Source organism: Anabaena azotica FACHB-119 (assembly GCF_014697625.1).
In the GTDB taxonomy this organism is placed as follows: Bacteria; Cyanobacteriota; Cyanobacteriia; order Cyanobacteriales; family Nostocaceae; genus Trichormus; species Trichormus azoticus_A.
Genome location: NZ_JACJSG010000059.1, coordinates 1 through 24,368, shown reverse-complemented (window position 1 = coordinate 24,368; position 24,368 = coordinate 1). Strand labels below are relative to the sequence as shown.

At 40.3% G+C, this 24,368-nt stretch carries 18 protein-coding genes and 1 pseudogene; 10 read left to right on the top strand and 9 right to left on the bottom strand.

Features of this window, described 5'->3' with window-relative positions:
* Positions 1-370 precede the first annotated feature (370 nt).
* Positions 371-889 (top strand): P-loop NTPase family protein, encoded by a 519-nt coding sequence (locus H6G83_RS29865; protein WP_190478874.1) that lies wholly within the window; start codon positions 371-373, stop codon positions 887-889.
* 240 nt (positions 890-1,129) lie between these two features.
* On the top strand, positions 1,130-1,954 hold the full coding sequence (locus tag H6G83_RS29860; RefSeq protein ID WP_190478873.1) for a Uma2 family endonuclease: 825 nt from the start codon (positions 1,130-1,132) through the stop codon (positions 1,952-1,954).
* A gap of 295 nt (positions 1,955-2,249) precedes the next feature.
* Here H6G83_RS29860 and H6G83_RS29855 read toward each other — a convergent pair whose 3' ends face one another.
* From H6G83_RS29855 to H6G83_RS29835, 5 genes are all read right to left on the bottom strand, one after another.
* Positions 2,250-3,404, bottom strand: a complete 1,155-nt coding sequence (locus H6G83_RS29855; protein WP_190478871.1) for a hybrid sensor histidine kinase/response regulator — start codon at positions 3,402-3,404, stop codon at positions 2,250-2,252.
* A 96-nt stretch (positions 3,405-3,500) separates the two neighbouring features.
* Positions 3,501-3,947 (bottom strand): response regulator, encoded by a 447-nt coding sequence (locus tag H6G83_RS29850; protein ID WP_190478869.1) that lies wholly within the window; start codon positions 3,945-3,947, stop codon positions 3,501-3,503.
* The gene (locus H6G83_RS29845) at positions 3,892-6,198 is read right to left on the bottom strand and encodes a sensor histidine kinase (RefSeq protein WP_190478867.1); all 2,307 of its coding nucleotides are present in this window, start codon (positions 6,196-6,198) and stop codon (positions 3,892-3,894) included. The genes H6G83_RS29850 and H6G83_RS29845 overlap by 56 nt, the downstream gene beginning before the upstream one ends.
* A gap of 239 nt (positions 6,199-6,437) precedes the next feature.
* On the bottom strand, positions 6,438-7,124 hold the full coding sequence (locus H6G83_RS29840; RefSeq protein WP_190478863.1) for a response regulator transcription factor: 687 nt from the start codon (positions 7,122-7,124) through the stop codon (positions 6,438-6,440).
* Positions 7,114-8,229, bottom strand: coding sequence for a sensor histidine kinase (locus H6G83_RS29835; protein WP_190478896.1), 1,116 nt, complete (start codon positions 8,227-8,229; stop codon positions 7,114-7,116). Before H6G83_RS29835 ends, H6G83_RS29840 begins: the two co-directional genes overlap by 11 nt.
* 678 nt (positions 8,230-8,907) lie before the next feature.
* Here H6G83_RS29835 and kdpA point away from each other — a divergent pair.
* From kdpA to kdpC, 4 genes are all read left to right on the top strand, one after another.
* Positions 8,908-10,644, top strand: a complete 1,737-nt coding sequence (kdpA, locus tag H6G83_RS29830) for a potassium-transporting ATPase subunit KdpA (protein ID WP_190478861.1) — start codon at positions 8,908-8,910, stop codon at positions 10,642-10,644.
* An 82-nt stretch (positions 10,645-10,726) separates the two neighbouring features.
* Positions 10,727-12,853 (top strand): potassium-transporting ATPase subunit KdpB, encoded by a 2,127-nt coding sequence (gene kdpB / locus H6G83_RS29825; RefSeq protein WP_190478859.1) that lies wholly within the window; start codon positions 10,727-10,729, stop codon positions 12,851-12,853.
* 315 nt (positions 12,854-13,168) lie between these two features.
* Positions 13,169-13,381, top strand: coding sequence for a potassium-transporting ATPase subunit F (locus H6G83_RS29820; RefSeq protein WP_190478857.1), 213 nt, complete (start codon positions 13,169-13,171; stop codon positions 13,379-13,381).
* The gene (gene kdpC / locus H6G83_RS29815; RefSeq protein WP_190478855.1) at positions 13,381-13,989 is read left to right on the top strand and encodes a K(+)-transporting ATPase subunit C; all 609 of its coding nucleotides are present in this window, start codon (positions 13,381-13,383) and stop codon (positions 13,987-13,989) included. The genes H6G83_RS29820 and kdpC overlap by 1 nt, the downstream gene beginning before the upstream one ends.
* A 186-nt stretch (positions 13,990-14,175) precedes the next feature.
* Here kdpC and H6G83_RS29810 read toward each other — a convergent pair whose 3' ends face one another.
* The gene (locus tag H6G83_RS29810) at positions 14,176-15,630 is read right to left on the bottom strand and encodes a dolichyl-phosphate-mannose--protein mannosyltransferase (protein ID WP_190478853.1); all 1,455 of its coding nucleotides are present in this window, start codon (positions 15,628-15,630) and stop codon (positions 14,176-14,178) included.
* Positions 15,631-16,378: 748 nt separating this feature from the next.
* Here H6G83_RS29810 and H6G83_RS29805 point away from each other — a divergent pair.
* Both H6G83_RS29805 and H6G83_RS29800 read left to right on the top strand, forming a co-directional pair.
* Positions 16,379-17,338: an orange carotenoid-binding protein gene (locus H6G83_RS29805; RefSeq protein WP_190478852.1), complete on the top strand. Its 960-nt coding sequence runs from the start codon at positions 16,379-16,381 to the stop codon at positions 17,336-17,338.
* A 149-nt stretch (positions 17,339-17,487) separates the two neighbouring features.
* Positions 17,488-17,814, top strand: coding sequence for a hypothetical protein (locus tag H6G83_RS29800; RefSeq protein ID WP_190478850.1), 327 nt, complete (start codon positions 17,488-17,490; stop codon positions 17,812-17,814).
* Between the two features lie 129 nt (positions 17,815-17,943).
* Here H6G83_RS29800 and ppsA read toward each other — a convergent pair whose 3' ends face one another.
* Complete coding sequence (ppsA, locus tag H6G83_RS29795; RefSeq protein WP_190478847.1) at positions 17,944-20,430, bottom strand: phosphoenolpyruvate synthase; 2,487 nt, start codon at positions 20,428-20,430, stop codon at positions 17,944-17,946.
* A 371-nt stretch (positions 20,431-20,801) separates the two neighbouring features.
* Between ppsA and H6G83_RS29790 the strand changes: the two are divergent.
* A pseudogene (locus H6G83_RS29790) lies at positions 20,802-21,209 on the top strand (fosfomycin resistance glutathione transferase); the annotation flags it as partial.
* Positions 21,210-21,472: 263 nt separating this feature from the next.
* Here the strand turns inward: H6G83_RS29790 and H6G83_RS29785 are convergent.
* Together H6G83_RS29785 and hpsE are read right to left on the bottom strand one after the other, a co-directional pair.
* On the bottom strand, positions 21,473-22,567 hold the full coding sequence (locus H6G83_RS29785; protein ID WP_190478844.1) for a polysaccharide pyruvyl transferase family protein: 1,095 nt from the start codon (positions 22,565-22,567) through the stop codon (positions 21,473-21,475).
* A 173-nt stretch (positions 22,568-22,740) separates the two neighbouring features.
* Positions 22,741-23,703 (bottom strand): hormogonium polysaccharide biosynthesis glycosyltransferase HpsE, encoded by a 963-nt coding sequence (gene hpsE / locus H6G83_RS29780; protein ID WP_190478842.1) that lies wholly within the window; start codon positions 23,701-23,703, stop codon positions 22,741-22,743.
* Positions 23,704-24,134: 431 nt separating this feature from the next.
* On the opposite strand from hpsE, the gene H6G83_RS35640 reads away from it, so the two are divergent.
* On the top strand, positions 24,135-24,368 hold a 234-nt coding region (locus H6G83_RS35640), incomplete at its 3' end, for a diguanylate cyclase domain-containing protein (RefSeq protein WP_313937401.1).

Here is a 24,368-nt window from a genome sequence, read left to right as displayed (position 1 = left end):
TGCCCACACTACAAGATTTATTTTTATTGCACTAATTTAGTCCGGTCGCGCTACTACTGGCGTGACCGGACTAATTTTGTGCATTAGCAAACAATCTATCATCTTGTTCATCTGCGTTTATCTGCGTTTATCTGCGTTCATCTGCGTTCGATTTTTTCCCCATCTAATGCCGCATTTTAGTCCGGTCGCGCTACTACTTAATATTTACTAACGCAAACCATCGTCAAGCAAAATATAGTTATACCCTATTGCTCTATTAATAAATGCCAACTATCTCGGAAATATTCAATTACCTATTGTAGTAATTGGTTATGAGGGTTTCAGCGTATTAGTTACCCTGAGTGGTTTGCCATTGTTAAGGAGATTAGCAATGAAAAAAGTAGCAGTGTTTGGCAATGCTGGAGGCGGTAAATCAACATTAAGCAAGAGACTATCCCAAATTACTGGTTTACCACTTTACCCCTTGGACAAGATTAAATATCAACCAGGGGGTGCTGAGGTTTCCCAGGTAGAATATCAGCGTACCCATCAGCAAATCTTAGCTACTGACCAATGGATTATTGATGGGTTCGGTAGTATGGAAACTCTCTGGCCAAGACTGGACGAGGCGGATACACTAATATATATCGATTTACCATTATATGTGCATTTCTGGCAGGTAACTAAACGACTAATTACAGGTTACTTTAAACTGCCTGAAGGGTGGCCGGAAAATAGTCCTATCTTGGAGGGTTCGCTGAGAAGCTACCGTGTGCTTTGGTTATGTGACAAACTTTTGACCCCAAGATATCGGGAGTATGTCAAGCAGGCGCAAAACACCAAGAGCGTTTATCACCTGCGCTCAACTCAAGAGATTGCCCAATTTTTGACATCAATTGTGCAAAATTAAGCAACAGATAAGTAAGTCGTCAAAAATAAATCAAAGTATGTTAAATAATGTAAATTTATTACAATTTGGTTCGTAGTAAGGACTTTAGTCCTTTTTTCAGGACTAAAGTCCTTACTACGAACCTTGATTTATTTAGACCGTTCTACTTACAGCACAGGAAATTTGTTAATCGATGAGCGATCGCTATAATCAATTCATTCTGGCAAAAAATTAATTTACAATCCCCAGAGAGTAGACATTATGTCAACCTTAGAAACTACCCCACCAGCAACAGAGGTCAACGCACCTCCCACCCAAGCAGAACTACCTTATGATGACGGTGTACCAATGGAAAGCCAACGGCATAAAATGCAGATGGAATTGTTAATTGATACCTTTGGTACATGGTTGGAAGACCGAGAAGATGGTTATGCAAGTGGGAATATGTTGGTCTACTTCAGTCTGGCGCAACTAAAAAACCAAGACTTTAGAGGCCCTGATTTTTTTGCTGTGTTGGGAGTTCCTAAAGGTGAACGTCGCAGTTGGGTTGTTTGGGAAGAAGGTAAAGGGCCTGATGTTGTGATTGAATTACTCTCGCCCCGGACGGCTGCTAATGATAAAAATGAGAAAAAGCTGATTTATCAAAATCAGATGCGCGTCCCGGACTATTTCTGGTATGATCCTTTTAACCCTGATGATTGGGCAGGTTTTTCTCTGGTTGGTGGAGTTTATCAGGCGATCGCACCGAATGCCGAAAATCTCTTAGTCAGTCAAGCGTTAGGTTTAGCTTTGTTACGTTGGCAAGGAAATTACAAAGGCGTTGAGACAACTTGGTTACGCTGGGCTACTTTGACAGGAGAGTTGTTACCCACGGCGGAGGAAAAAGAACGTTCATTCACGGAACAAGAACGTCAACGGGCTGAACAGGAACGTCAACGGGCTGAACAGGAACGTCAACGCGCTCAAAGAGCAGAGTTACAATTACAACAAACTGTACGTAATTTACTGCAAACAGGTATGACTGTAGAACAGGTAGCTAGCATTACAGGTTTAACTGCATCTGAAATAGAGGCATTGTATATTTAGGATGGGAGAAGTGTAAATTTGGTGATTGGTAATCGGTAATTGGTAATTGGTCATCATCAAACACAATTACTTATATCATGTCTGCTTAAATACTTATCATATATTGGGGGCTGGTAATCGGTAATCGGTAATCGGTAATGGCTCACAACAATTACCTATTAGCTATTACCAATTACCGAACAAAACAACCATATTATAAGTAATTAGCCGAACTGGATATTATTCGCTATTACCTATTACCAATATTTAGGATATGATTAAGTTCCCAAACTAAACTAACATTGTATATTAAATGTTATATTAATGGCAGGATGACAGTAAAGGTTGTACCTACGCCAACTTCGCTGCTGACGATAATTTCGCCGCCGTGAGCATCAACACATTTTTTGACAATAGCTAGTCCTAAGCCTGTACCTGCAATTCCTCCGACATTTTCTCCGCGATGAAAAGGCTGAAATAGTTGCTTTTGGTCTTCTTGAGAAATACCAATTCCCGAATCTTGAATTTTAAACATAACTGCATGATTTTGAGCAGTTAATTCAAATTTGATTGTACCACCGGGTAGGGAATATTTAATGGCGTTGCCTAGCACATTAGCTAAAATGTGTCGCAATAAGCTTTCGTCTAATAAAGCTTCGTCTATGGTTTTATTAGAGGTAAAAATTACATTTAGTTGCTTTTCATTGATAGTTAATTGCGCTTCTTGTAATAGTTGGCGGCAGAATGCTTCTAAATCTATGGAGATGAGTTCACACTCAAGTTTACCAGAATCGGCTTTACCTATTAATGACACTTCATCTAATATTTGTGCCATATTTTTGATAGCAACGCGAATCATTTGTAAATGAGAACGTTTCTTTTCTTGGGTTAATTTGTCTTCGTTGTTTTGTAATAAACCAGCAGCTAACAAAATAGTATTTAAAGGGTTACGGATGTCATGGGAAAGCATGGAGACGAACTCAGATTTAAACTGGTTGATTTCTTGCGCTTTCACTAGTTCCGCAGTGCGTTCTTCCACTCGGTGTTCTAACGTTGTATTGAGTGAGCGTAAACTTTCCAATGCTTGTTTACGCTCGATCGCATAACAGACAGCACGCACCAATACATTCACATTTACCTGTCGCTTGACGAGATAATCTTGCGCTCCCTGTCTAACTGCGGCGATCGCTAAATCTTCATCGTTAGTATTTGTCAGCACCACAATCGGTATACTAGGAGCGCAAGCTATCAATAAGGGTAAGGATGATAACCCTTGACTATCAGGTAAGGTAAGGTCTAACAAAATTACATCATAGCTGTTCTGTCTTAGTTCATTGAGTGCTTCCTGTAATCGCTTCACATGAACCAGAACAAATTGCTTGGACTCAGCTTGATGTAAATATTCCTGCAATAACCGAGCTTCTGCAAGGCTATCTTCAATTAGTAAAATCCTGACTGAGTGTCCAACCATAGTTTTCTGGTTTTTGGGGACTGGGGACTGGGTGTGTCAGTTAACAGTTATCAGTGAACAGTGAAAATCACCTGATAACTGATAACTGATAACTGATTACTCCGGTGGTAAAGTGACGGTAGACAGCCAGAAATCTTCAATTCCTTTGACGATTTGGAAGAGTTGAGTGAGGTTGCGGGATTTGGTGATGTAGCAGTTAACGTGTAGGTCGTAGCTGTGAAAGATGTCGTCTTCGTTTCTGGATGTTGTTAACACTACTACTGGTATCCGTTTAAGCACGGGGTCAGCTTTAATTTCCGCTAGCACTTCTCTACCGTCTTTTCTGGGTAAATTCAAATCCAACAGAATCAGGTCTGGACGTGGTGCATGGGTGTAATCTCCTTGTTGGCGCAGATAAGCCATTGCATCCACCCCATCCCTAACTGTTACCACTTCGTGCGGTAGTTGGCTATTTTTGAATGCTTCTTGGATGAGGCGGATGTCGGCTTTATTGTCCTCGACTAAAAAGATGGTTTTGTGTTTTTCTTCCGTTTCTACGCTCACGCTCTCGACCTCCAACTGGTATTGTAAAGTAGAAGGTAGCACCTTGACCAAGTTGAGATTCTACCCAAATTCGCCCACGGTGGCATTCGATAATTTTTTTACAAATTGCTAAACCCATGCCTGTACCATGATACTCGTCCCGCGTGTGTAGGCGTTGGAAGATGACGAAAATGCGATCGCTAAATTGCGGCTCAATGCCAATTCCGTTATCCTTAACGGAAAATAGCCATTCATCTTCTAATCTTTCTGCACCGATATGAATTTGTGGTGCTTCCTCACTGCGGAATTTGATGGCGTTGGCTATCAGGTTCTGGAATAGCTGCATGAGTTGGGTGCTACCAGCCATTACCGTTGGTAAGGGGTCGTGAGTTATGGTTGCGCCTGTTTCGGCGATGCGTTGGCGCAAGTTACCCAAGGCTTTTTCTAAGGCTGTTTCTACTTCGGTGAGTTGAAATGCGATCGCCTGTGTATCTACTTTAGAATATGCCAGCACATCATCTATCAAGGTCTGCATCAAGCTCACACCCTCAACCGCAAAGGTGATAAACTCATTCGCATCTTCATCTAGTTCTTCTTGATAGCGCATCTCTAACAACTGTACATAATTCGCCACTTGATTAAGCGGTTCTTGTAAGTCGTGGGATGCAACGTAAGCAAACTTTTTCAGTTCGGCGTTAGAACTTTCTAAATCATGCGCTAATTGAGCCAATTCATCAGCTTGACGTAGAACAATATTCACAATAGCTTTGCGTAATTCTAAAGCAGCTTTAATTTCTACATATTTCCAAGGTAAAGATGTCAGACGTACCGTTTCTTTCCACAATTCAAAAGATTTGCGGGGACACAGACGGACATTTCCATCTGACTGATTAACTTCAAAAGCTTTGTGAGGATCACCACCCCAATTTACAGTTTGAATTACTTCCGGTCGAAACCACAAAACGTAATTGCGTCGGGAAATAGGAATTGCTAATAAACCACTAGCGACATTTTTATATCTTTCCGCATCTGGATAAATTTGTGGTAAAGAATCAGTGTAGAAAACCTCTTCCTCAAGATGATTCTTTAACCATTGGACTAAGAAAATTAAATCTTCTTCTTTGGGAGTTTCACCTATTAATGTAAAATCCTCACCAAAACATACAGCCGCACCATGTGCGCCTGTTAAATCCAAAATATTCGGCTGATGTTTGACTAAACCATCGACAAAGTTATCTTCTTGCGACATATATTCAATCAACAATGATTGAATATGGGTCAGATTCATCCGATAATCGTAATCTTCCGTTTCTTCTCTGGCGGAAATTTCGCTGAATATTACTCGTCCTAAAAATTCGCAGGCTTTCCGCAATTCATAGGAAATCAATTTCGGTGTTTGGTGATGACAAGCTATTAATCCCCAGAGTTTATTGTCTTTAATTAATGAGATAGTTAGGGAAGCACCAACACCCATATTATGTAAATATTCCAGGTGACAAGTAGCCGCACTTCTGAGAATTGAGTTAGTTAAATCAACCGGGCGATCGCTCACTGGATTTACAGATGGTATCATCTGTACAGCTTGAGCATGAGCGTTAGGAATTACCCGGATAGAATTAGAAGTAAATAATTTTCTTGCAGGTTTAGGAATATCCGATTCTGGATAATGCAATCCTAAATATGGTTCTAAATTATCTAGCTTATCTTCCGCGATGACTGAACCATGTCCATCATCATCAAATTTATATAACATTACCCGGTCAAAGTCAGTGACTTTCCGCACTTCTTGGACAATTATCTGGCAAAAATCCCGGAGATTAGCTGTTTCCTGCAATTGACTGATAGAAGCTTTAGCTAGATGATAAAAGCTGAGAAAGGGAATATTTTCTTGTGTAATCGTCGGTTCTAACTCGACAATCAGAAAGCCTTCTGCATTGCGATGAAACACAGCATCAAATACTGCATAATCATCGCCCTTTTTGCGTATCCAAATTTTTGTCGGATTAATAAATTCCAGATTTCCAGAAGATAAGCCTGCTTGAATCCTTTCTATTTGGAAGGAATCGAGTAAGTCTTCTAACTTTTTCTGTAATATATTTTCAGCAGTGATGCCTAGAATATTCCAGGTATTATTACTAACTTGTAATATCTTTAACTCAGGTTCTTCTAATACCAGAAGTAACCCATGCGGTTGAATTTGTGCAGAAAGATGAATAGGTGCTTCTTTTAAGCTAGTTATATTAATTGTGTGTGATTCTAGGTCTATTTTCATCACTATCCTCTTTGATTCTCTCGAATCATTAACATTAGAGTTGTATATTATTAAGCTAAGGAATTAAATATTTACATTCCTTAAAATATAAATTACACATTACTGATTGCTTGCGCTAACAGTCTAACAGTCAGCAAAGATACATAGAGATAAGAAATGTGAAAAAACGGTGATTGATTAAACCGTATATATTTAGCTATGTAAACAAAATATAATAGTAAATATCGTCAACGTCTTCCCTACTCTTCTACGACCGCATGATTTTTAATCAAACTTTTCTGTAAAGCAACTACTACAGCTTGATGGCGATCGCTAACTTCTAACTTGTGTAAAATAGCATGGACATGAACTCTCACTGTTCCAGGGGTAATGTAAAGTGTTGTAGCAATTTCTTGATTAGTTTTACCCAGGGCTAATAGAGATAAAATTTCTAATTCCCGCCCAGTTAAATGATGATCAGATTTTGTCAAATTCTCTACTGACGGTTGAGACTCGCTAGCAGCAATGGAAGAACGAATTTCTCTAGTTGCAGTTTCATCCCACCAAGAAGCCCCAGCCGCTACAGAACGCAGTGCCAATACTAATTTTTCGGCGGCAATTCCTTTAAGACAGTATCCTTGTGCGCCTGCGGCAATTAATTTAGAAATTAAAGGTTTTTGGGAATGAGATGTTAAAATTAAAATAGGTAGTTGTGGATTTTGCTGTTTAATTTGCTTACAAGTTTCTATTCCCCCCAACCCAGGTAATCCTACATCTAATAACACCACATCTACTGACTTTTGCTTGATAAAATCTAGGGCTGTTTCCCCATCTTCAGCCTCAGCAATAATTTCTAAACCTGTTTCTTGTTGCAAGCGCACAAGTAAACCCAAGCGAAAGAGTTCATCATCTTCAACCAACAGAATTTTTACAGGGTTAGAAGCCATCTGAGGTGGGTAAAGAGGAATCAAAGGGTAAAACAGGCAATTTGAATGCAAACATTGCACCAGTAGGCGTTCTGTTCTCTGCCCAAATTATACCCTTATGTGCGGCGATAATCTGCCGAGATAAATAAAGTCCTAAACCTGAACCTTTAGCTTGGCGTTGACTATGCCCTTGATAAAATCGTTCAAATAAATAGGGAAACTCTTCTGGTTGGATACCTGCGCCTGTATCGGCAATTTTCACTACCTGATAAGCAGCCTGAGTTTCTAACACAACCTCTATACGATCGCCTCTTCGTGAATGATTAATCGCATTCACCAACAGATTATACAACACTCGTTGCAGTTGCAGAGGATCACCTTTCACCCACAGCGATCGCCGCCAATCAGAGTTATCATAATTAAACGATATGTGAACTCGCCGACTGGCTGCCAAATCAATCAGCGTACTTGCTGCTTCTTCTGCTAAGGTAGTTAAATCTACAGTCATTAAATCTAACTGCAAACCTTCTGTATCATTGCGGTAGATATCTAATAAAGTTTCTAGGAGTTGTAGCGAAGTTTGATGGCTGCGGATCATCGTGGCTAACACTGGCTGCTGTGCTGATGATACCACCCCAAATTTTTCTTGTTGAAAAGCTTTGAGAGTTTCAATCGCACCCAAAAGCGGCGTTTTTAAATCGTGGGTGAGTGTCGAAGCAAAATCTTCCCGCAGTCTGACTAAATCTGCTTGTGATTCCAGTTTAGCACGAGTGAGAGCGATCGCCTCTTGAGAACGACGCAGGCGATCGCTTAAAATTCCCGTTACAATCAAGGACATAGAAGCGATCGTCCGACTAGCAACAGTAGAAAACTTAATTACTTCATCCCCAGGAACCCAGAGATTCAGAATTGTCAAAAATACAGCTATCAATGTCGTCACTAAAGTGGCGATGCGTCCAAACCAGTAATTTGCTAACAGAATTGCCCCAGTATAAAGATAGCCAAACACATATTCTGTAGGCGTAGCCAACTCCATAGATAATACAGCGATAAATAGCCCGAAAATGATAGAGGCTTTTACCAAAAGTGACTTTTGAGATAGTAATTTGTTTTGCCGGAGTAGCATTGACATCTGCTGAAATAAAAATTTATCTGCGTGCATCTGCGTGCATCTGCGTTCTCTTATTCTTGTATCAACCTGACTGGGGTATTAACAATTCAAAATTCGCGCATTAAAGACATTTTGCCTACGGCACGCTACGCGAACAGTCGGGGATTTAAACCCCGACTGAAAATGATACTACGTATAGACGTAGGGGTCTTAAACCCTTTTATTTACGATAAAAACTATATATCATGTCTACTTAAACACTCAACATATCTTGGTGGTTGGTAATGGGTAATGGGTAATGGTAGAAGCCTATCACCAATTACCAATTACCAATTACCGACTAAACCAACCATATCCTTAGTAATTAACCAGACTCGATATCATTCATCATATAATACTCAGCGTTTAGAAAGATATAAACACAGATATAGATTAACAACTAAACACGGTATATCAAAAATTAAGTAAATTTTATATCCATCTATCCCTTGCTTTCCCCAGCAAATCAAACAATGATGTAATATCATGTCCGCTTAAATACTTATCATATCGTCAGGGTTGGTCATTGGTAATGGGTAATTGGTAATTGTGTTCTCCCATTACCCATTACCCATTACCGACCCTAGCAACCATATTATAAGTAATTAGCCGGACATGATGTAATTAACATTACGTCATAAATCACAAATACCAATGTTACAAGGCTGGATACAAATCGCCTTAACGCTACTGATTGTAGTAGCAATTACACCTGTTTTCGGACGATACATGGCGCGGGTTTATCAAGAACAACGCACCATACTTGACCCAATTCTAAATCCAGTTGAGCGATTAATTTACGTCTTAATTGGTGTTCAAACTAGAGAAAACATGACAGGTTGGCAGTATGCAAGAGCAATTTTGTATAGCAACTTCGTCATGGCATCGTTAGTATTTTTGCTGATTATAAATCAAGCATGGTTGCCCTTCAATCCCACAAAAATAGGCGCACCAACTTGGGATACAGCACTGCATACAGTTATATCCTTTATTACCAATACCGACCAACAACACTATTCAGGCGAAACCTATTTGAGCTATGGTAGCCAAATGTTCGGACTGGGATATCATATGTTTACCTCAGCCGCCACAGGGTTAGCCGTAGCCATTGCCTTTATTCGTGGGTTAACAGGTAAAGCATTAGGTAATTTCTATGTAGATTTAACCCGCACCATCACCAGAATTTTGTTACCTATTTGTATTGTGGGTGGTGTGGCGCTCATGGCTGCGGGTGTACCGGAAACATTAGCCGGGCCAGTTGTCATACCCACTTTAGAAAATTCTAACATTAGTCAGGCGATCGCACTTGGCCCTGTTGCCCATTACGAAATCATCAAACAATTAGGAGAAAACGGCGGCGGCTTTTTCGCCATCAACTCAGCACATCCCTTGGAAAATCCTAACGGGTTTTCCAATTTAATTGAAATTGTGGCGATGTTGTCAATTCCCACATCCTTGATTTACACCTACGGCTTATTTGCCAACAACATCAAACAAGCTTGGTTAGTCTATGGCATGCTAGGTGTCATCTATATAGCTTTTATTATCATCACTGCCATTGGTGAATATCACGGCAACCCAGCCGTAAACGCCCTACTGGGAAGTACACAACCCAACCTAGAAGGTAAAGAAGTCAGGTTTGGTTGGGCGCAGTCTGCACTATTTGCCGTGAGTACAACCGCCACCATGTGCGGTGCTGTCAACAGTTTGCATGACTCATTTATGCCCAACGGGGGTTTTGTCACCCTATCTAATATGTTCCTACAAATTGTTTGGGGTGGACAAGGAACCGGAACAGCTTACTTGTTTGCATACCTGATTTTAGCAGTATTTGTCACAGGTTTAATGGTTGGACGCACACCGGAATTTCTCGGACGCAAAATAGAAAAGCGCGAGGTAGTGCTAGCAAGCTTTCTGATTCTATTAGTTCACCCCATAGCCATCATGATTCCCTCAGCTATCACCTTCGCCTTCAGCCAACAGTTAGCAGGAATTAGTAACCCAGGCTTTCACGGTTTTGCCCAAGTCATTTATGAATATGCTTCCGCCGCCGCCAACAACGGTTCAGGATTTGAAGGACTAGGAGATAGTCAACCATCACCAATAGCAGTAGCATCTGGCGCACAACCAACAATCACCGCCTTATGGTGGAACCTCAGCACCTGCTTTAGTATCCTAGCCGGGCGTTATATCCCCATCATCGGCTTACTATTCCTTGCTGATAGTATATCCCGTAAACAACCAGTCCCCTTGACAACTGGAACATTGCGAACCGACACAGGACTATTTACAGGCGTAACAGCCGGGGTAATTTTAATCCTCGGCGCACTAACATTCTTCCCTGTATTAGCATTCGGCCCCATCGGTGAAGCTTTTTGGATTGGGAAATAGTCAACTGTTAACTGTTAACTGTTAACTGTTAACTGTTAACTGTCAACTGTCAACTGTCAACTGTCAACTGTCAACTAATTTTATGCGATCGCTATCTCATCTCCCTCATGGAACTCGTGACTCGCGCAAACATACTCCAAAAGCAGATATGCGCGGACTCTATCAAAGAGCGATTAAAGAGTCATTTGTCAAACTCCATCCCCAAATAGCCGTCAAAAACCCCGTGATGTTTGTTGTCTGGCTAGGGACAATTGTCACCTTTCTAGTCACTCTCAACCCCAATTTATTCGGCACAGTACAGGCAAATATCAACCAACAACGTCTACTTAACGGGTTGATTACCCTAATTTTATTTTTCACAGTCCTATTTGCTAACTTCGCAGAAGCCGTAGCCGAAGGACGCGGTAAAGCCCAAGCAGATACCTTAAGGGCTACACGTTCTGATACCCTCGCCCACAAAGTCTTACCCAATGGTTCTATAGAACAAGTCAATTCTACCCAACTGCGACGAGGCGATTTAGTCAAAGTAGTTGCTAATAATCTGATTCCCGCCGATGGAGAAGTCATACAAGGTATTGGTGCGGTGGATGAGTCAGCCATTACAGGCGAATCTGCCCCTGTTCTTAAGCAACCAGGTACAGATATTGCCAGTTCTGTCACGGGAGGAACACGCCTACTTTCCGATGAATTAATCATTCGCATTACGGCTGACCCTGGTCAGGGTTTTATTGACCGGATGATTTCCCTTGTAGAAGGCGCAGAACGTTCTAAAACGCCCAATGAGATTGCTTTAACAGTATTGTTAGCCGTACTAACGCAGGTTTTCTTAATCGTAGTTGCAACTATGCCCTCTTTTGTCAACTACATTGCTAACTTCATCAGCACTGTCTTCGGGGTAGAGGCGGCAAATAGTTTACGCGCAGGTGCAAGTATAGCTATACTGATTTCTCTATTAGTAGCTTTGATTCCCACAACCATCGGCGGTTTGCTGAGTGCCATTGGCATCGCCGGTATGGATAGAGTCGCGCAATTTAACGTCATCGCCACTTCTGGACGAGCAGTAGAAGCCTGCGGTGATATCAATAGTCTAGTATTAGATAAAACAGGTACTATCACCTTGGGCAACCGTATGGCTGATGAGTTTATCCCTGTAAATAGCTATACAGTGGAAGATGTAGCCAGAGTTGCACAATTTGCTAGTGTGTTTGATGAAACACCCGAAGGTAAATCAATTATCAAACTTGCACAAAGATATGAAATTACCGCAGATTTTCACCTCAGCCAAGCCGAAGGTGTGGAATTTTCCGCCAAAACTCGCATGAGTGGCACAAATTTACCCAACGGGAAGGAAGTCCGCAAGGGTGCAGTAGATGCGATTAAGGGTTTTGTCCGTTCTCGTGGTGGTGCGGTTCCTCCTGACCTGGATGCAGCCTATGAGCGTGTTTCCCGGTTAGGAGGCACACCTTTAGCTGTCTGTCAAGATAACCAAATTTTTGGGGTAATCTATCTCAAAGATATTGTCAAACCCGGTTTGCGAGAAAGGTTTGATCAATTGCGACGTATGGGTGTGAAGACCATTATGCTGACAGGTGACAACCGCATTACGGCGGAAGTCATAGCCAAAGAAGCAGGAGTTGATGATTTCATCGCCGAAGCCACACCGGAAGACAAGATTGATGTTATTCGTAAAGAACAATCTCAGGGTAAGTTAGTCGCCATGACTGGCGATGGTACGAATGATGCACCAGCCCTGGCTCAAGCTAATGTTGGTGTGGCGATGAACTCTGGAACGCAAGCTGCTAAAGAGGCGGCTAATATGGTGGATTTAGATTCTGACCCTACTAAGTTAATTGATTTAGTGACAATTGGTAAACAATTGTTAATTACTCGTGGTGCTTTGACAACTTTTTCTATTGCTAATGATATCGCTAAATATTTTGCGATTTTGCCTACTATCTTTGGGGCGGCTGGTATTAGCGCACTGAATATTATGGGTTTAAAAAGCGCTCAATCTGCCATTATTTCGGCGTTGATTTATAACGCTTTAATCATTCCGGTATTGATTCCGTTAGCACTTAGGGGTGTGAAATTTCGACCTCTAACAGCAGACCAATTATTGAGAAGGAACATCTTTATCTATGGGCTTGGTGGTGTGGTTGCGCCTTTTATTGCGATTAAGTTGATTGATGTAATTTTGCCTTTTTCTTAATAGGGTGTGGAAACGCAGAGGGACGCAGAGGTTAGCGCGGAGTTTTTTTAACGTGAGTTCGACGGCTGGAAAAAACCCCTCTCCAAACCTCTCCCCTACAAGGAGAGAGGCTTTAAAAGCCTAATTTTTCGTTGATATCTCATACTCCATACTCCCCTCTCCGCGTCGGAGAGGGGTTGGGGGAGAGGTCAAAAAAACTTGTCGAACTCACGTTTTTTTACAGTGAACAGTGAACATTTATCAGTTAAATAGGTTGGTGAAACACCATACCAAACTGATAACTGATAACTGATAACTGATTTGAGGAATAAAAATATGAGCAGGTATTTGGTTTTTGGTAGGTATCGGTTGCCTTTGTATATATTTTTGGGGATGTGTTTTAATCTTGTGGTTGCGCCTGTTGTTTATGCAGCTACTGGTGATGAGTTTTCCCGGACACAGGCTTGGGCTTTGGGGCTTTTAGGAATAGCAACGTTGGGTGTTTCTATTTATCTATTTTTTGTGATGTTTATACCGGAGAAATTCTAATGAGTTTTGCACGCGAAGCTAGCAGAGCAATTCGTTCTACTTTTGTACTCTGGGTAATTGCTGCTGTGATTTATCCTTTTTTGATGATTACTGTTGGGCAGTTTGTATTTCCTCATCAGGCAAATGGTAGTTTAATTAGGGATAGTCGGGGTCAAGTTTTGGGTTCTGCTTTAATTGGTCAACCATTTAGTAGCGATCGCTATTTTAACTCCCGCCCCAGCACAACTGCCTACAGCACAGCTAACCCCAACAAAGATGATAATCTAGTTTTACAAACAGGGGTTTCTGGTGCTAGTAATTTGGCTCCTAGTAATCCCCAATTAACAGAACGCATCAAAGCTGAAGATTTAAACCGTTTACAAACATCTGGTATCCAGCCAACTGCTGATTTAGTCTACACATCTGCTTCCAGTCTTGACCCCCACATTACCCCACAAGCTGCCAGAGCGCAAGTTTCCCGCATCGCCAAAGTGCGCGGACTCCCACCCCAACAGCTAGAAACTTTAATTACTCAAAATACTGATAGCCGCTTTCTGGGCATTTTTGGTGAACCTGGAGTCAATGTTTTGCAATTAAATTTAGCTTTGGATAGCTTGAAGCCTAAATAATTCTTATTTATATCATTTCCGCTTAAACACTGACTATATCTTGGGGGTTGGTAATTGGTAATTGGTAATTGGGAATGGGTAATGGGTAATTGGTAATTGGTAATTGGTAATTGGTAATGGCACAAAGCAATTATCTATCCACTATTACCCATTACCAAAACCTTTTAACAAGTTGGGGATTTTCTTCTACACCCAAGACCTAAACCACATCCTTATGTTATAACCTTCAGGAGAAATCGGTAAACCTAAATAAACAGGTAGCCAAAAAATAAACGCAGCGATAATTATAAAGGAAATCGTCACACCTGCAATCCGCAATGGGCGATGATAACTACGGAGACATTGATCCACAAACCAAGCGATCGCTAAAAATGCAAACACTACAGCCGTCATATAATGATAAATAAACGCACACCGCGATACCCTAGTCCAAGGTAATAAATTAACAGCATAATTCAACACTATATATATAGCAATCCAAGTATCAAGAGAAAGTTTTCTTGGCAAAGTCAGAGGCTGTTGTTTGCTTAAAGGAATCGCCACTTTTGCTATTAGCATCCCCAACAGAAATAATAAAGCTGCAACGCTAAACCACCATAAAAAAGGATTACCCATTGCATGAACATCATAAATGACTTTCCCTGCACCGCTAGGTAAAGGCGGCCCCAATACGGGTAATGGGTCATTAACACTTTGAGCCGTTTGATAATAATATGCCATTGGTCTAGTCAGCAACGGCCATTTATACCAAGCAGCACAATAAGGATGTACTTGTGCAGTATTACCACCCAGGCGTTCGTGAAAAGCTAGAATTTCTTTATGAACTTGGATAAAGTTGTATTTGGGATTTATTTGTAGATGAGGAATCCAAATTAAACTATAAATTACAGTAGGAATAATGCCTAAGAATAGGATAATTTGCCTAATATTTATTTGTGTAAGTTTGTGCAGGGATGATATACTAGATGTATTGTCTATTTGCTCATCCGTTGATTGATTCTTACCTGTAATTAACTGCCAAATCCAAGCAAAAACCCAAATTAAATAAATCCCGACTAAATAAAATAATCCATTCCATTTTGTGGCAATTGAAGCACCAAAAGCCACACCAGCTAGTAGTAAATACAAATTACGTTTTTGTCTTTGATGAGCTAATGCTAATAAGAATAACCATTGCCCTAATAAGCCAAATATGACGATATAAATATTGATGAGTGCGTAACGAGATTCAACCAGAAACAGACCGTCAAGAGCCGTAAATAAACCAGCAAGTAAAGCAAATCCGGGACGGTTACTGATTTGATAGGCAATATTAGCAGTAAATATGGGAATAAATGAGCCACACAGGGCATTCATCCAACGATAACTCCAAGGCGATCGCAATGCACCAGTCAACCCATTGACTCCCTCTTGCCAAAAAGGAATATAGCTACTCAGCCACATCCCCAAAGCAATCATATACTTACCTAAAGGTGGATGACCATCAAAAAAGGGTAAATGGTTAAGATAGTCTTGACCGAATTTAGCGTAGTAAATTTCATCGAATACCAGAGTATTAAATCTCCACAGTCCCCAAAACCGTAAAGACAGGGACAGCAAAAAGATAGTCAATAAGCCAATTCGATAAAGGTTTTTAGTCATTAGTCATTAGTTTTATCGGCGTTACAATACTTATCCAATTCGAGTCAATTAGTTAAGTGCCATAGACTTTGGCTTTGCTCTCCCATGCCTAGCTCCACTCAGTTTCGCATGGGGTCTTCCCGCAAAGATTGATCAACAAAGAGGATAGCAATTAAATCCGTATATCACCATAGCTTGTTATGCTTCTATTGCCCACTTTGCCACCTCAACAGTGAACAGTAAACAGTTATCAGTTAAATACGTTGGTGAAACACCACATCAATTGGTGGAAGGCGTAGGATGGCCCTTGTTTATCCCCCACCATACGCCGTCAGGCTGATAACTGATAACTGATAACTGATAACTGTTTTAACCGTGAGATAACTTAATATTTACCTTCATCTGTCAATAACAGGACTTACGCAAGTGTCACAATTGGTGGTTGGTGCGTGACGCTACAAGTCTGGTGACTACGTTCAAATATTTTCTGTAGCGTCACACACCCTACAGCTTAATATTTACCTTCATCTGTCAATAAATGTAACTAAACTCTTATAATTTACTATGTCGCTCATATTTTGAACTATCCCTGTAAAGTAGATTCCTAATGGATCACAGCCCTTAACAAAGTCAAATTACTGAAAAATGTAAACTTTGTTTAAATTATGCAAACTTTTGTGATACTTTAAACACAGGAGCAAAAATGTATCTTCAAAGACCTTTTGCTTCGCCTTTTCTCAGGTAAAAACTTCGCAAGGTAGCCCTCTGTATGGCAATTAGTATCGATTCCGCTCGTCGGATTTTTCCTAACACACTACAGGCGGATGCTGTGCCAGCTTTGATTGCACGATTCAACCAACTGAGTGCTGAGGATCAACTGGCGTGGACATGGTTCGCTTTCTTAGAGATGGGTAAAACCGTTACAGTGGCTGCTCCTGGTGCAGCCAGTATGCAGTTTGCAGAAGCAATCCTGAATGAGATCAAGCAAATGACCTTTGAGGAGCAAACTCAGGTGATGTGCGATCTAGCAAACCATACAGATACGCCTATTTGTCGTACCTATGCTACATGGTCGGCTAACATCAAACTAGGCTTTTGGAATCAACTTGGTGAATGGATGGAGCAAGGCGTTGTTGCACCAATTCCTGCTGGTTATCAGCTTTCAGCCAATGCTAATGCAGTATTAGAAACATTGAAAACTCTTGATCAAGGACAACAGATTACCGTCTTGAGAAGCTCTGTTGTAGATATGGGGTATGATGCAGGTAAATTAGGCGGTTACACTAGAATTTCTGAACCAGTCGTTGCACCTAAAGATATTTCCCAGCGCAATCAAGTCAAAATCGAGGGGATTAACAATTCCACCGTGTTGAATTACATGAACAACTTGAACGCTAACGACTTTGATGAACTGATCAAGTTGTTTGTGGAAGACGGGGCTTTACAACCTCCTTTCCAAAGACCAATTGTTGGCAAAGATGCAATTCTGCGGTTCTTCCGCGAAGAGTGTCAGAACCTCAATTTGCTCCCAGAGCGCGGTGTAGCTGAACCCGCCGAGGATGGTTACACTCAGGTGAAAGTGACAGGTAAAGTTCAGACTCCTTGGTTTGGTGCTGCAGTAGGTATGAACATGGCTTGGCGGTTCCTGATCAACCCTGAAGGTAAAATCTTCTTTGTAGCCATTGACTTGCTAGCCTCTCCCAAAGAACTGTTGAACTTGGTTCGTTAGGGAAATAAGGTAATTTCCAGTAACTAAATAGCTAGCGATCGCCTACGGCGGGGCGCAGCCCATCGCACTGAGCGCTCTTTTAATCAAGGGCGCTCAATTATCCTAAGCAAAAAATCCTAACCAATTAATAACAAATTTTAGATTGGATCATGCAAGTGAGTGAAGCTGAGTGGACTGATATCGAGAAAAATATAGCCAAGACTGCCTTTGATCAAGCCTATAAGCGAGAGATTGAGGCTTTACTAAAACAAGTTCAACAGGAGGTTTGTTCGCTCCAAGAGTTGAACGATCTTTGGCAATTACATGATTTTTTAAGTGCTAGAAGGCACGAAATTGAGGGTAAATATAATTACCAATACTCAGCTTTGCTGTTCGTCTTCGCTGGATTAGTTAAAGATGGTTGGCTGCATCTGCAAGAACTTGAAGGTTTAGGTAAAGACAAACTATCCAAAGTTGCAGCTTTGGCAAGGATGTAGTTTCTTACTGTCATTATAGACAATTTGTTAGTGTCACCAGACTAATTTCTTGCATGAATTTCTTATACTGTTGATATGTATAGTTTATTGGTGCAATATTTTAGCCCGGTGACGCTACTGTATTGTGTGTTAACTTGACATTTGTTGTTCTACCTTGGCTATTTCCAACATCGTCTTTAATACAGAGTCAGGATTAAGACTAATAGAGTCGATGCCTTCTTCTACTAAAAACTGGGCAAATTCTGGATAATCGCTGGGTGCTTGTCCGCAGATACCGATTTTGCGGTGCTGTTTTTTGGCAGATGCGATCGCCATTTTCACCATTTGTTTCACAGCCGGGCTACGTTCGTCAAATAATCTGGCTACCAAAGCCGAATCTCTATCTAACCCCAGTGTTAACTGAGTCAGGTCATTGGAACCAATGGAAAAGCCGTCAAACACCTCAGCGAACTGTTCAGCTAAGATGACATTACTTGGTAACTCACACATGACATAAACCTGTAAGTCATTAACACCTTGTTGCAAACCATGTTGCGCCATCTGGGCTAAAACCAAGCGTCCTTCCTCTGGTGTGCGACAGAAAGGAATCATGGGAATGACGTTAGTTAAACCCATCTCATCCCGTACTCGCTTGATAGCATGACATTCTAAAGCAAAGCCTTCTCTATAACCAGCATCATAGTAACGTGCAGCCCCCCGCCAACCAAGCATCGGGTTTTCCTCTTCTGGTTCAAACTGTGACCCGCCAGCAAGATTGCGATATTCATTACTCTTAAAATCTGACATTCGCACAATCACAGGTCTGGGATAAAAAGCCGCCGCAATTCTCCCCACACCTTGGGCTAATTTATCGACAAAATACTGGGGTTTATCATCATACATGGCTGTAATTGCCGTAACTTTAGCCTTTTCTTCTACATCCTTCAATTTGTCATAATGTATCAACGCCAAAGGATGAACTTGGATTTGATTAGCAATGATAAACTCTGTACGTGCTAAACCAACACCATCGTTAGGAATAGCAGATAAACTAAAGGCTTCTTGGGGATTTCCCACGTTCATCAAGATTTGGGTACGGGTGCGGGGTAAGTTCTCCAAAGCTATTTCTTCGACCTCGAAAGGTAATAACCCTGGATAAACCTTCCCCTCTTCCCCTTCCGCACAAGAAACCGTCACCTCTTGACCAGTGGTTAACACTTGCGTAGCGTTACCACAGCCAACGATCGCCGGCACACCCAATTCCCGTGCAATAATTGCGGCATGACAGGTACGACCACCAGAATTAGTAATAATGGCACTAGCACGTTTCATAATTGGTTCCCAGTCGGGGTCAGTTCTCTCTGTCACCAAAACTTCCCCAGCTTGGAATTGTGCTATTTGTTTAGGGTCTAAAATGACCCTTGCTTTCCCTTGGCTAATCGCTTCACCAATAGCACGTCCAGTCACAAGGGGGAGTAGGGAATGAGGAGTAAGTAAGTTCCCTGTCCCCTGTTCCCTGTCCCCTGTCCCCTGTCCTAACCGATAACTCCGCAACACGTTACCATTCTTCTGCGACTGGACGGTTTCGGGACGTGCTTGGACTACAAAAAGTTGGTTAGTAATCCCATCTTTTGCCCATTCAATATCCATTGGGGTATAGCTATTGTGGGCTTGGGAATAATGGTCTTCTATTAAACAAGCCCAATGGGCTAGTTGTAATATCTCTTCATCACTGAGAGCAAATTTATTTTGTTCTGGGATTGATACAGGTTCATTTTTAGTTGATTGGGAACCTTGGTCATAGACCATTCTTAATTCTTTGCTGCCCAATTTTTTATCAAGAATTGGTTTAAAACCTGCTTTTAATGTTGGTTTGAAAACATAATATTCATCTGGATTTACTGCACCTTGAACAACGTTTTCACCTAAACCATAGGCGGCTGTAATTAATGCTGCATCTTTAAAGCCTGTCTCTGTGTCAATGGAAAACATGACTCCAGAGGTGGCGAGGTCAGAACGTACCATTTTCTGTACACCTACGGCTAAGGCGACGCTAAAATGGTCGAACCCTTTGGTGTGACGATAGGAAATGGCGCGGTCTGTAAATAGGGAAGCGAAGCATTTATGACAAGCTGTTAATACTTCATCTACACCGACTACGTTGAGATAGGTTTCTTGCTGTCCAGCAAAACTTGCATCGGGGAGGTCTTCGGCGGTGGCGCTGGAACGGACGGCGACATCTGTATCGGGGTTGTACTGGTCACACAGGCTGCGGTAGGCTGTGGCGATCGCTGCTTGTAATTCTAAGGGAAATGGGGTGTGCATGAGGAGCGATCGCGCTTTTAGTCCCCGTTCTTGCAAGTTTGTCACATCTTCCACATCCAAGTCCGCAAACAATTCCCGCAATTTGGCTTCTAACCCAGCCGATTGGATGAAATAACGATAAGCATAGGCTGTTGTGGCGAATCCTGTCGGTACGTTCACGCCTTTTGGTGTCAACTGCTGAATCATTTCTCCTAATGAAGCATTTTTCCCCCCCACTAAGCCAATATCTTTAATACCAACCTCATCAAACCAGAGAACTAGCGATTTCTCTTTAGATAATTGTGTAAAAGTGTTTTGAGATACTGTCACCATCAGTATTACCCCCTATTAATGCTCTGTTTATTAAGAATTAAACTTTTTGGGATTTATTTTTGTTATTTTGCCAATCACAGGTAAATATCTGCTAAGACTCGTATTTTCATCTTCGCTGTATACTTAATAATTCCGTTGGGATCACGATAGCAAAAAAAACTCGGTTTTGGTTTCTTATGCTATCTATTCATGATTCTCAACAAACCAAAATTATAGAAATTGTGTAAATCTGTTGTAAATAATTCAAGATATATCTGATTCTTCGGTGGTAAACATCTGGCAGCTACAACAAATTTACCTCTGCTGAGAGATGTTTATTTTAAAAGTTTGTTACATAATTTAAGGTTTTGTATTATTTATAGGATAAAAAAATGATTACAGGTATTAACCACATTACCTTATCTGTTTGCGACCTAGAAAAATCTTTCGCATTTTACACAGACATTTTAGGTTGCAAAGCGATCGCTAAATGGCAAAGGGGTGCTTATTTGCTAGCTGATAATATTTGGTTGTGTCTATCTTTAGATCCACAAACAAGTACAAGTCCGCTACAAGAGTATAGTCACATTGCTTTCAGTGTACCAGAGGATAAATTTCAGGAATATAGCGATCGCCTGATAAATTTGGGTGTTAAACAATGGAAAACAAATACGAGTGAAGGCGATTCAATGTATATTCTCGACCCAGATAACCACAAGTTAGAACTTCATGTGGGTGATCTCCAATCTCGACTTGCGGCTACTAAAAAAGCACCCTATGAAGGGATGGAGTTTTTTGATAAAAATTGCAATTTAACACCAAAGTATGATACGTATTTAAACGCAAATGATAGAATGGTTCTATTCTTATATCTTGCACCATTACCTTCCACTCGAAAATCGAAGCCCAAAAACCTTATTATTTCGTAGGGTGGGCATTGCCCACCACCTGCTTATTGAGAAGGTGCAAGATGTGAGTATTTTAAAAATTATGTATAAACCTTAGATTTTGAATTAGAAGCTGTTACCTTTTCTATGGGTAAATGGATTTTAGAACAGGAGTATCAAAGTATTTTTGCAGATAGTAATAGCTCTTGTACAGCAACTTTTACTTGAGAAATATCTTTAATAAATTTACAATATGGAATTTCTTTTGTCCAAGCCTCGTAGAAAGCCTCATTTTTGTAATAACTGTTTGGTAAAAAGATATGAGGTATCTTGAAAAGTACACAGATGATATGTGCGTGTAAGCGGTTGGTGATCACCAGCTTATGCTGCTTTAACTGATAAACTCCACTGTGCATCAAACCCCATGATAGTTTATGTATAGAGGGTTGATATACATGATTAAAATTAACTTCGTATGGATAGGAATTTTGCCATTTTTGTCTAGAAATCCATTCATGAGGAGTAGCTAATCCTCTTTGCCATACCTCTCTATACATATTAGCAAGATACTGCGCCATTTTATTTTTATGATGACCAAATTTCCACTGATATGTAATCCAATCTTCAACTACTAAATTAGGTATATCAAAACTATTTTCTAATTGTGTTTCATTAATTTCTCTATCTTTCCTACAAAGATATAGTATTGATTCTTGGGGATTTTTAATATCTAAAATATCTTGTAAATCGGTCATATGCAAAGCCATGTCAGGTGCTTTAATTACTCGGCATTTATCAAAGGCTCCGCTAGCTATTTTATAGCTGTAATCATCACGAACAAATATGGTTAAATCAGGATGAGAATTAAATATTTCTGCCGTTTTCTCTAAATTATTTTGATTTTTAAAATATATACTTTGGGGTAAGATAATGATTGGGCGATCGCGGTACTTAGATATGACATTTTCTCTAAATTTCTGCTGTTCGCTCCATAAATCTCCTAAATTGCCGCCTCCATGAAACACTATAGGTGATTTACCAATGTTTTTTTCTAGGGTGCTTGCAGAAAAGTTATACATACTGCAAGTATATTTAATTTCTGTTTTCATGACATTGGTCAGATAGATTACACCGCCAAGCCATATTAAGTGATCACCAATATTAGGATGAGAAGGATAATCCAGTAATGCACAGGTTTTAAAGCTTTCTATCTTTCCTAAAGCATGGTGTAGCGACTCTCTAATTTGTTCTGCGCTGGAGACAGTTTTCATCTTTTAAGCCTTGATCTTAGATTAATTTTGTATCTATAGTAGATGACACCCACCTTGCAGATGTTAACTCAAATTATACGCTATTTTTCGCCTGTCAAAAGTAAGACTGATATATTCAACCAGTCTTTTTACTCAATCTTAAATTCTGCCAGTAATTTGAACAAGACACTTGATTAAGAATACCTTTCTTGCTGATTTTTATGTATCCATAAAATGTAAAATGGGCTAATAAGACTACTGAAGAGAAATTCCCATTCACAACTAGCAATTAGATTATTCTTGATGTCTCCTTTATACTTCCATAAATGAATTAGTAAACGCCTGATATCATTAATTAGATAGATAATGCTAAATAAAGGTCTTTGCCAGACTTGCAAACGAAGCATCCGAATATGATGTCTAGCTAATCCAATACCACGTACTAAGGATATGAGATATTGTCTTTCTAATCGCCAATTTGGTATTTGATGATACATCAGCATATTGGGATTATACCAAATTTCCCAACCAGCATTTTGAATATATACTAGTGCTTCTAAATCTTCACTAGCCAGCATAGATTTGTTAACTCTGCCTACTAGAAATAGTTTGCTGGGTACATTTTTTAACCATACTTCTCTACGAACTACTAATCCTGCGGCTGGCGGCAGTACACCTTTAGAACGCTCATAAATATGAGCATTTCCTCCACGATCAATCAACGCCAGGAATAATGATATTCTTTTAAAGTCTTTAGGAGGGTTCTTTTCAAAGTTAGCGAGGATGCGACCACCATATGCTCCAGCATGAGGATGTTTACAACCAAAATCATAAGCAGATGCCACCCAATTAGCATCTGGTAGATTATCATCATCCAGAAATCCGATTAATTTTCCTGTGGCTTTTTCTACTGCACATTGTCGAGCATAGGCTAACCCTTGCTTTGGCTCAAAGAAATAATTAAGAGAGCAGGATAATGGCCAATTGGCTTGATAGTCAAATATAATTTGTGATGTGTTATCTGTACTGTTATTGTCGATAACAATAATTTCCCATTGAAAGTTTTCTGTATGAATTTGCTCTTTGAGTTTATCTAAAACCAGAGGTAAACGAGCAGCACCGTTGTAAGTGCATATAGCGACAGTAAAATCAAGCATTATTTTTTTAAAGGTAAAAATTCAGAGCTAATTCATAAACTAAACTAATAGTTTTATGAAGTTTTTAAGGATTTTAGTCAATAAAAATCAGTATTCACTGACTTAAGACCTTACTAAGTAAAGTAATGGTATATCCTTAATATCCTTTTCACAAATTAGCTTTCAGTATATCTTCTCATTAAATTTATTGATTTAGGTAAAGGAATTGTGAATTTTTGACCAAATACGTGCAAATACATAAATATCTATTAAAAGATGAAGCCTGCCAAGTCGTGAATATAGCGATCGCCATATTCCCCACCCCATAATTGAAATGCACTGCTAATGTTAACTTTCTTGTTATTTGTTAATCATCAGCTTTATCAACTAAGAGCTACATTAAAAAAACTTAGAGAAATTAGCTAGAACAGATGATCTAATAGGTTTAAACAATAGAAGTTTTTTTAGATATAGTCAATCATGAGATTGAAAAGTCACTGAGACATCAAGACCCTTTAACATTAGCTTATGTCGATGTGGACGAATTTAAACAAATTAATAATCAGTTTGGGCTTGACTCTCACCGGGCTAAAGCCACGGTGATTCAAACTGTTGCTACGAGGCAGGCTAAAGCCGTGCCTCTTCGCCTTTTACAGTTATTCTTCCAGAGAAATACTCTCTGTGGG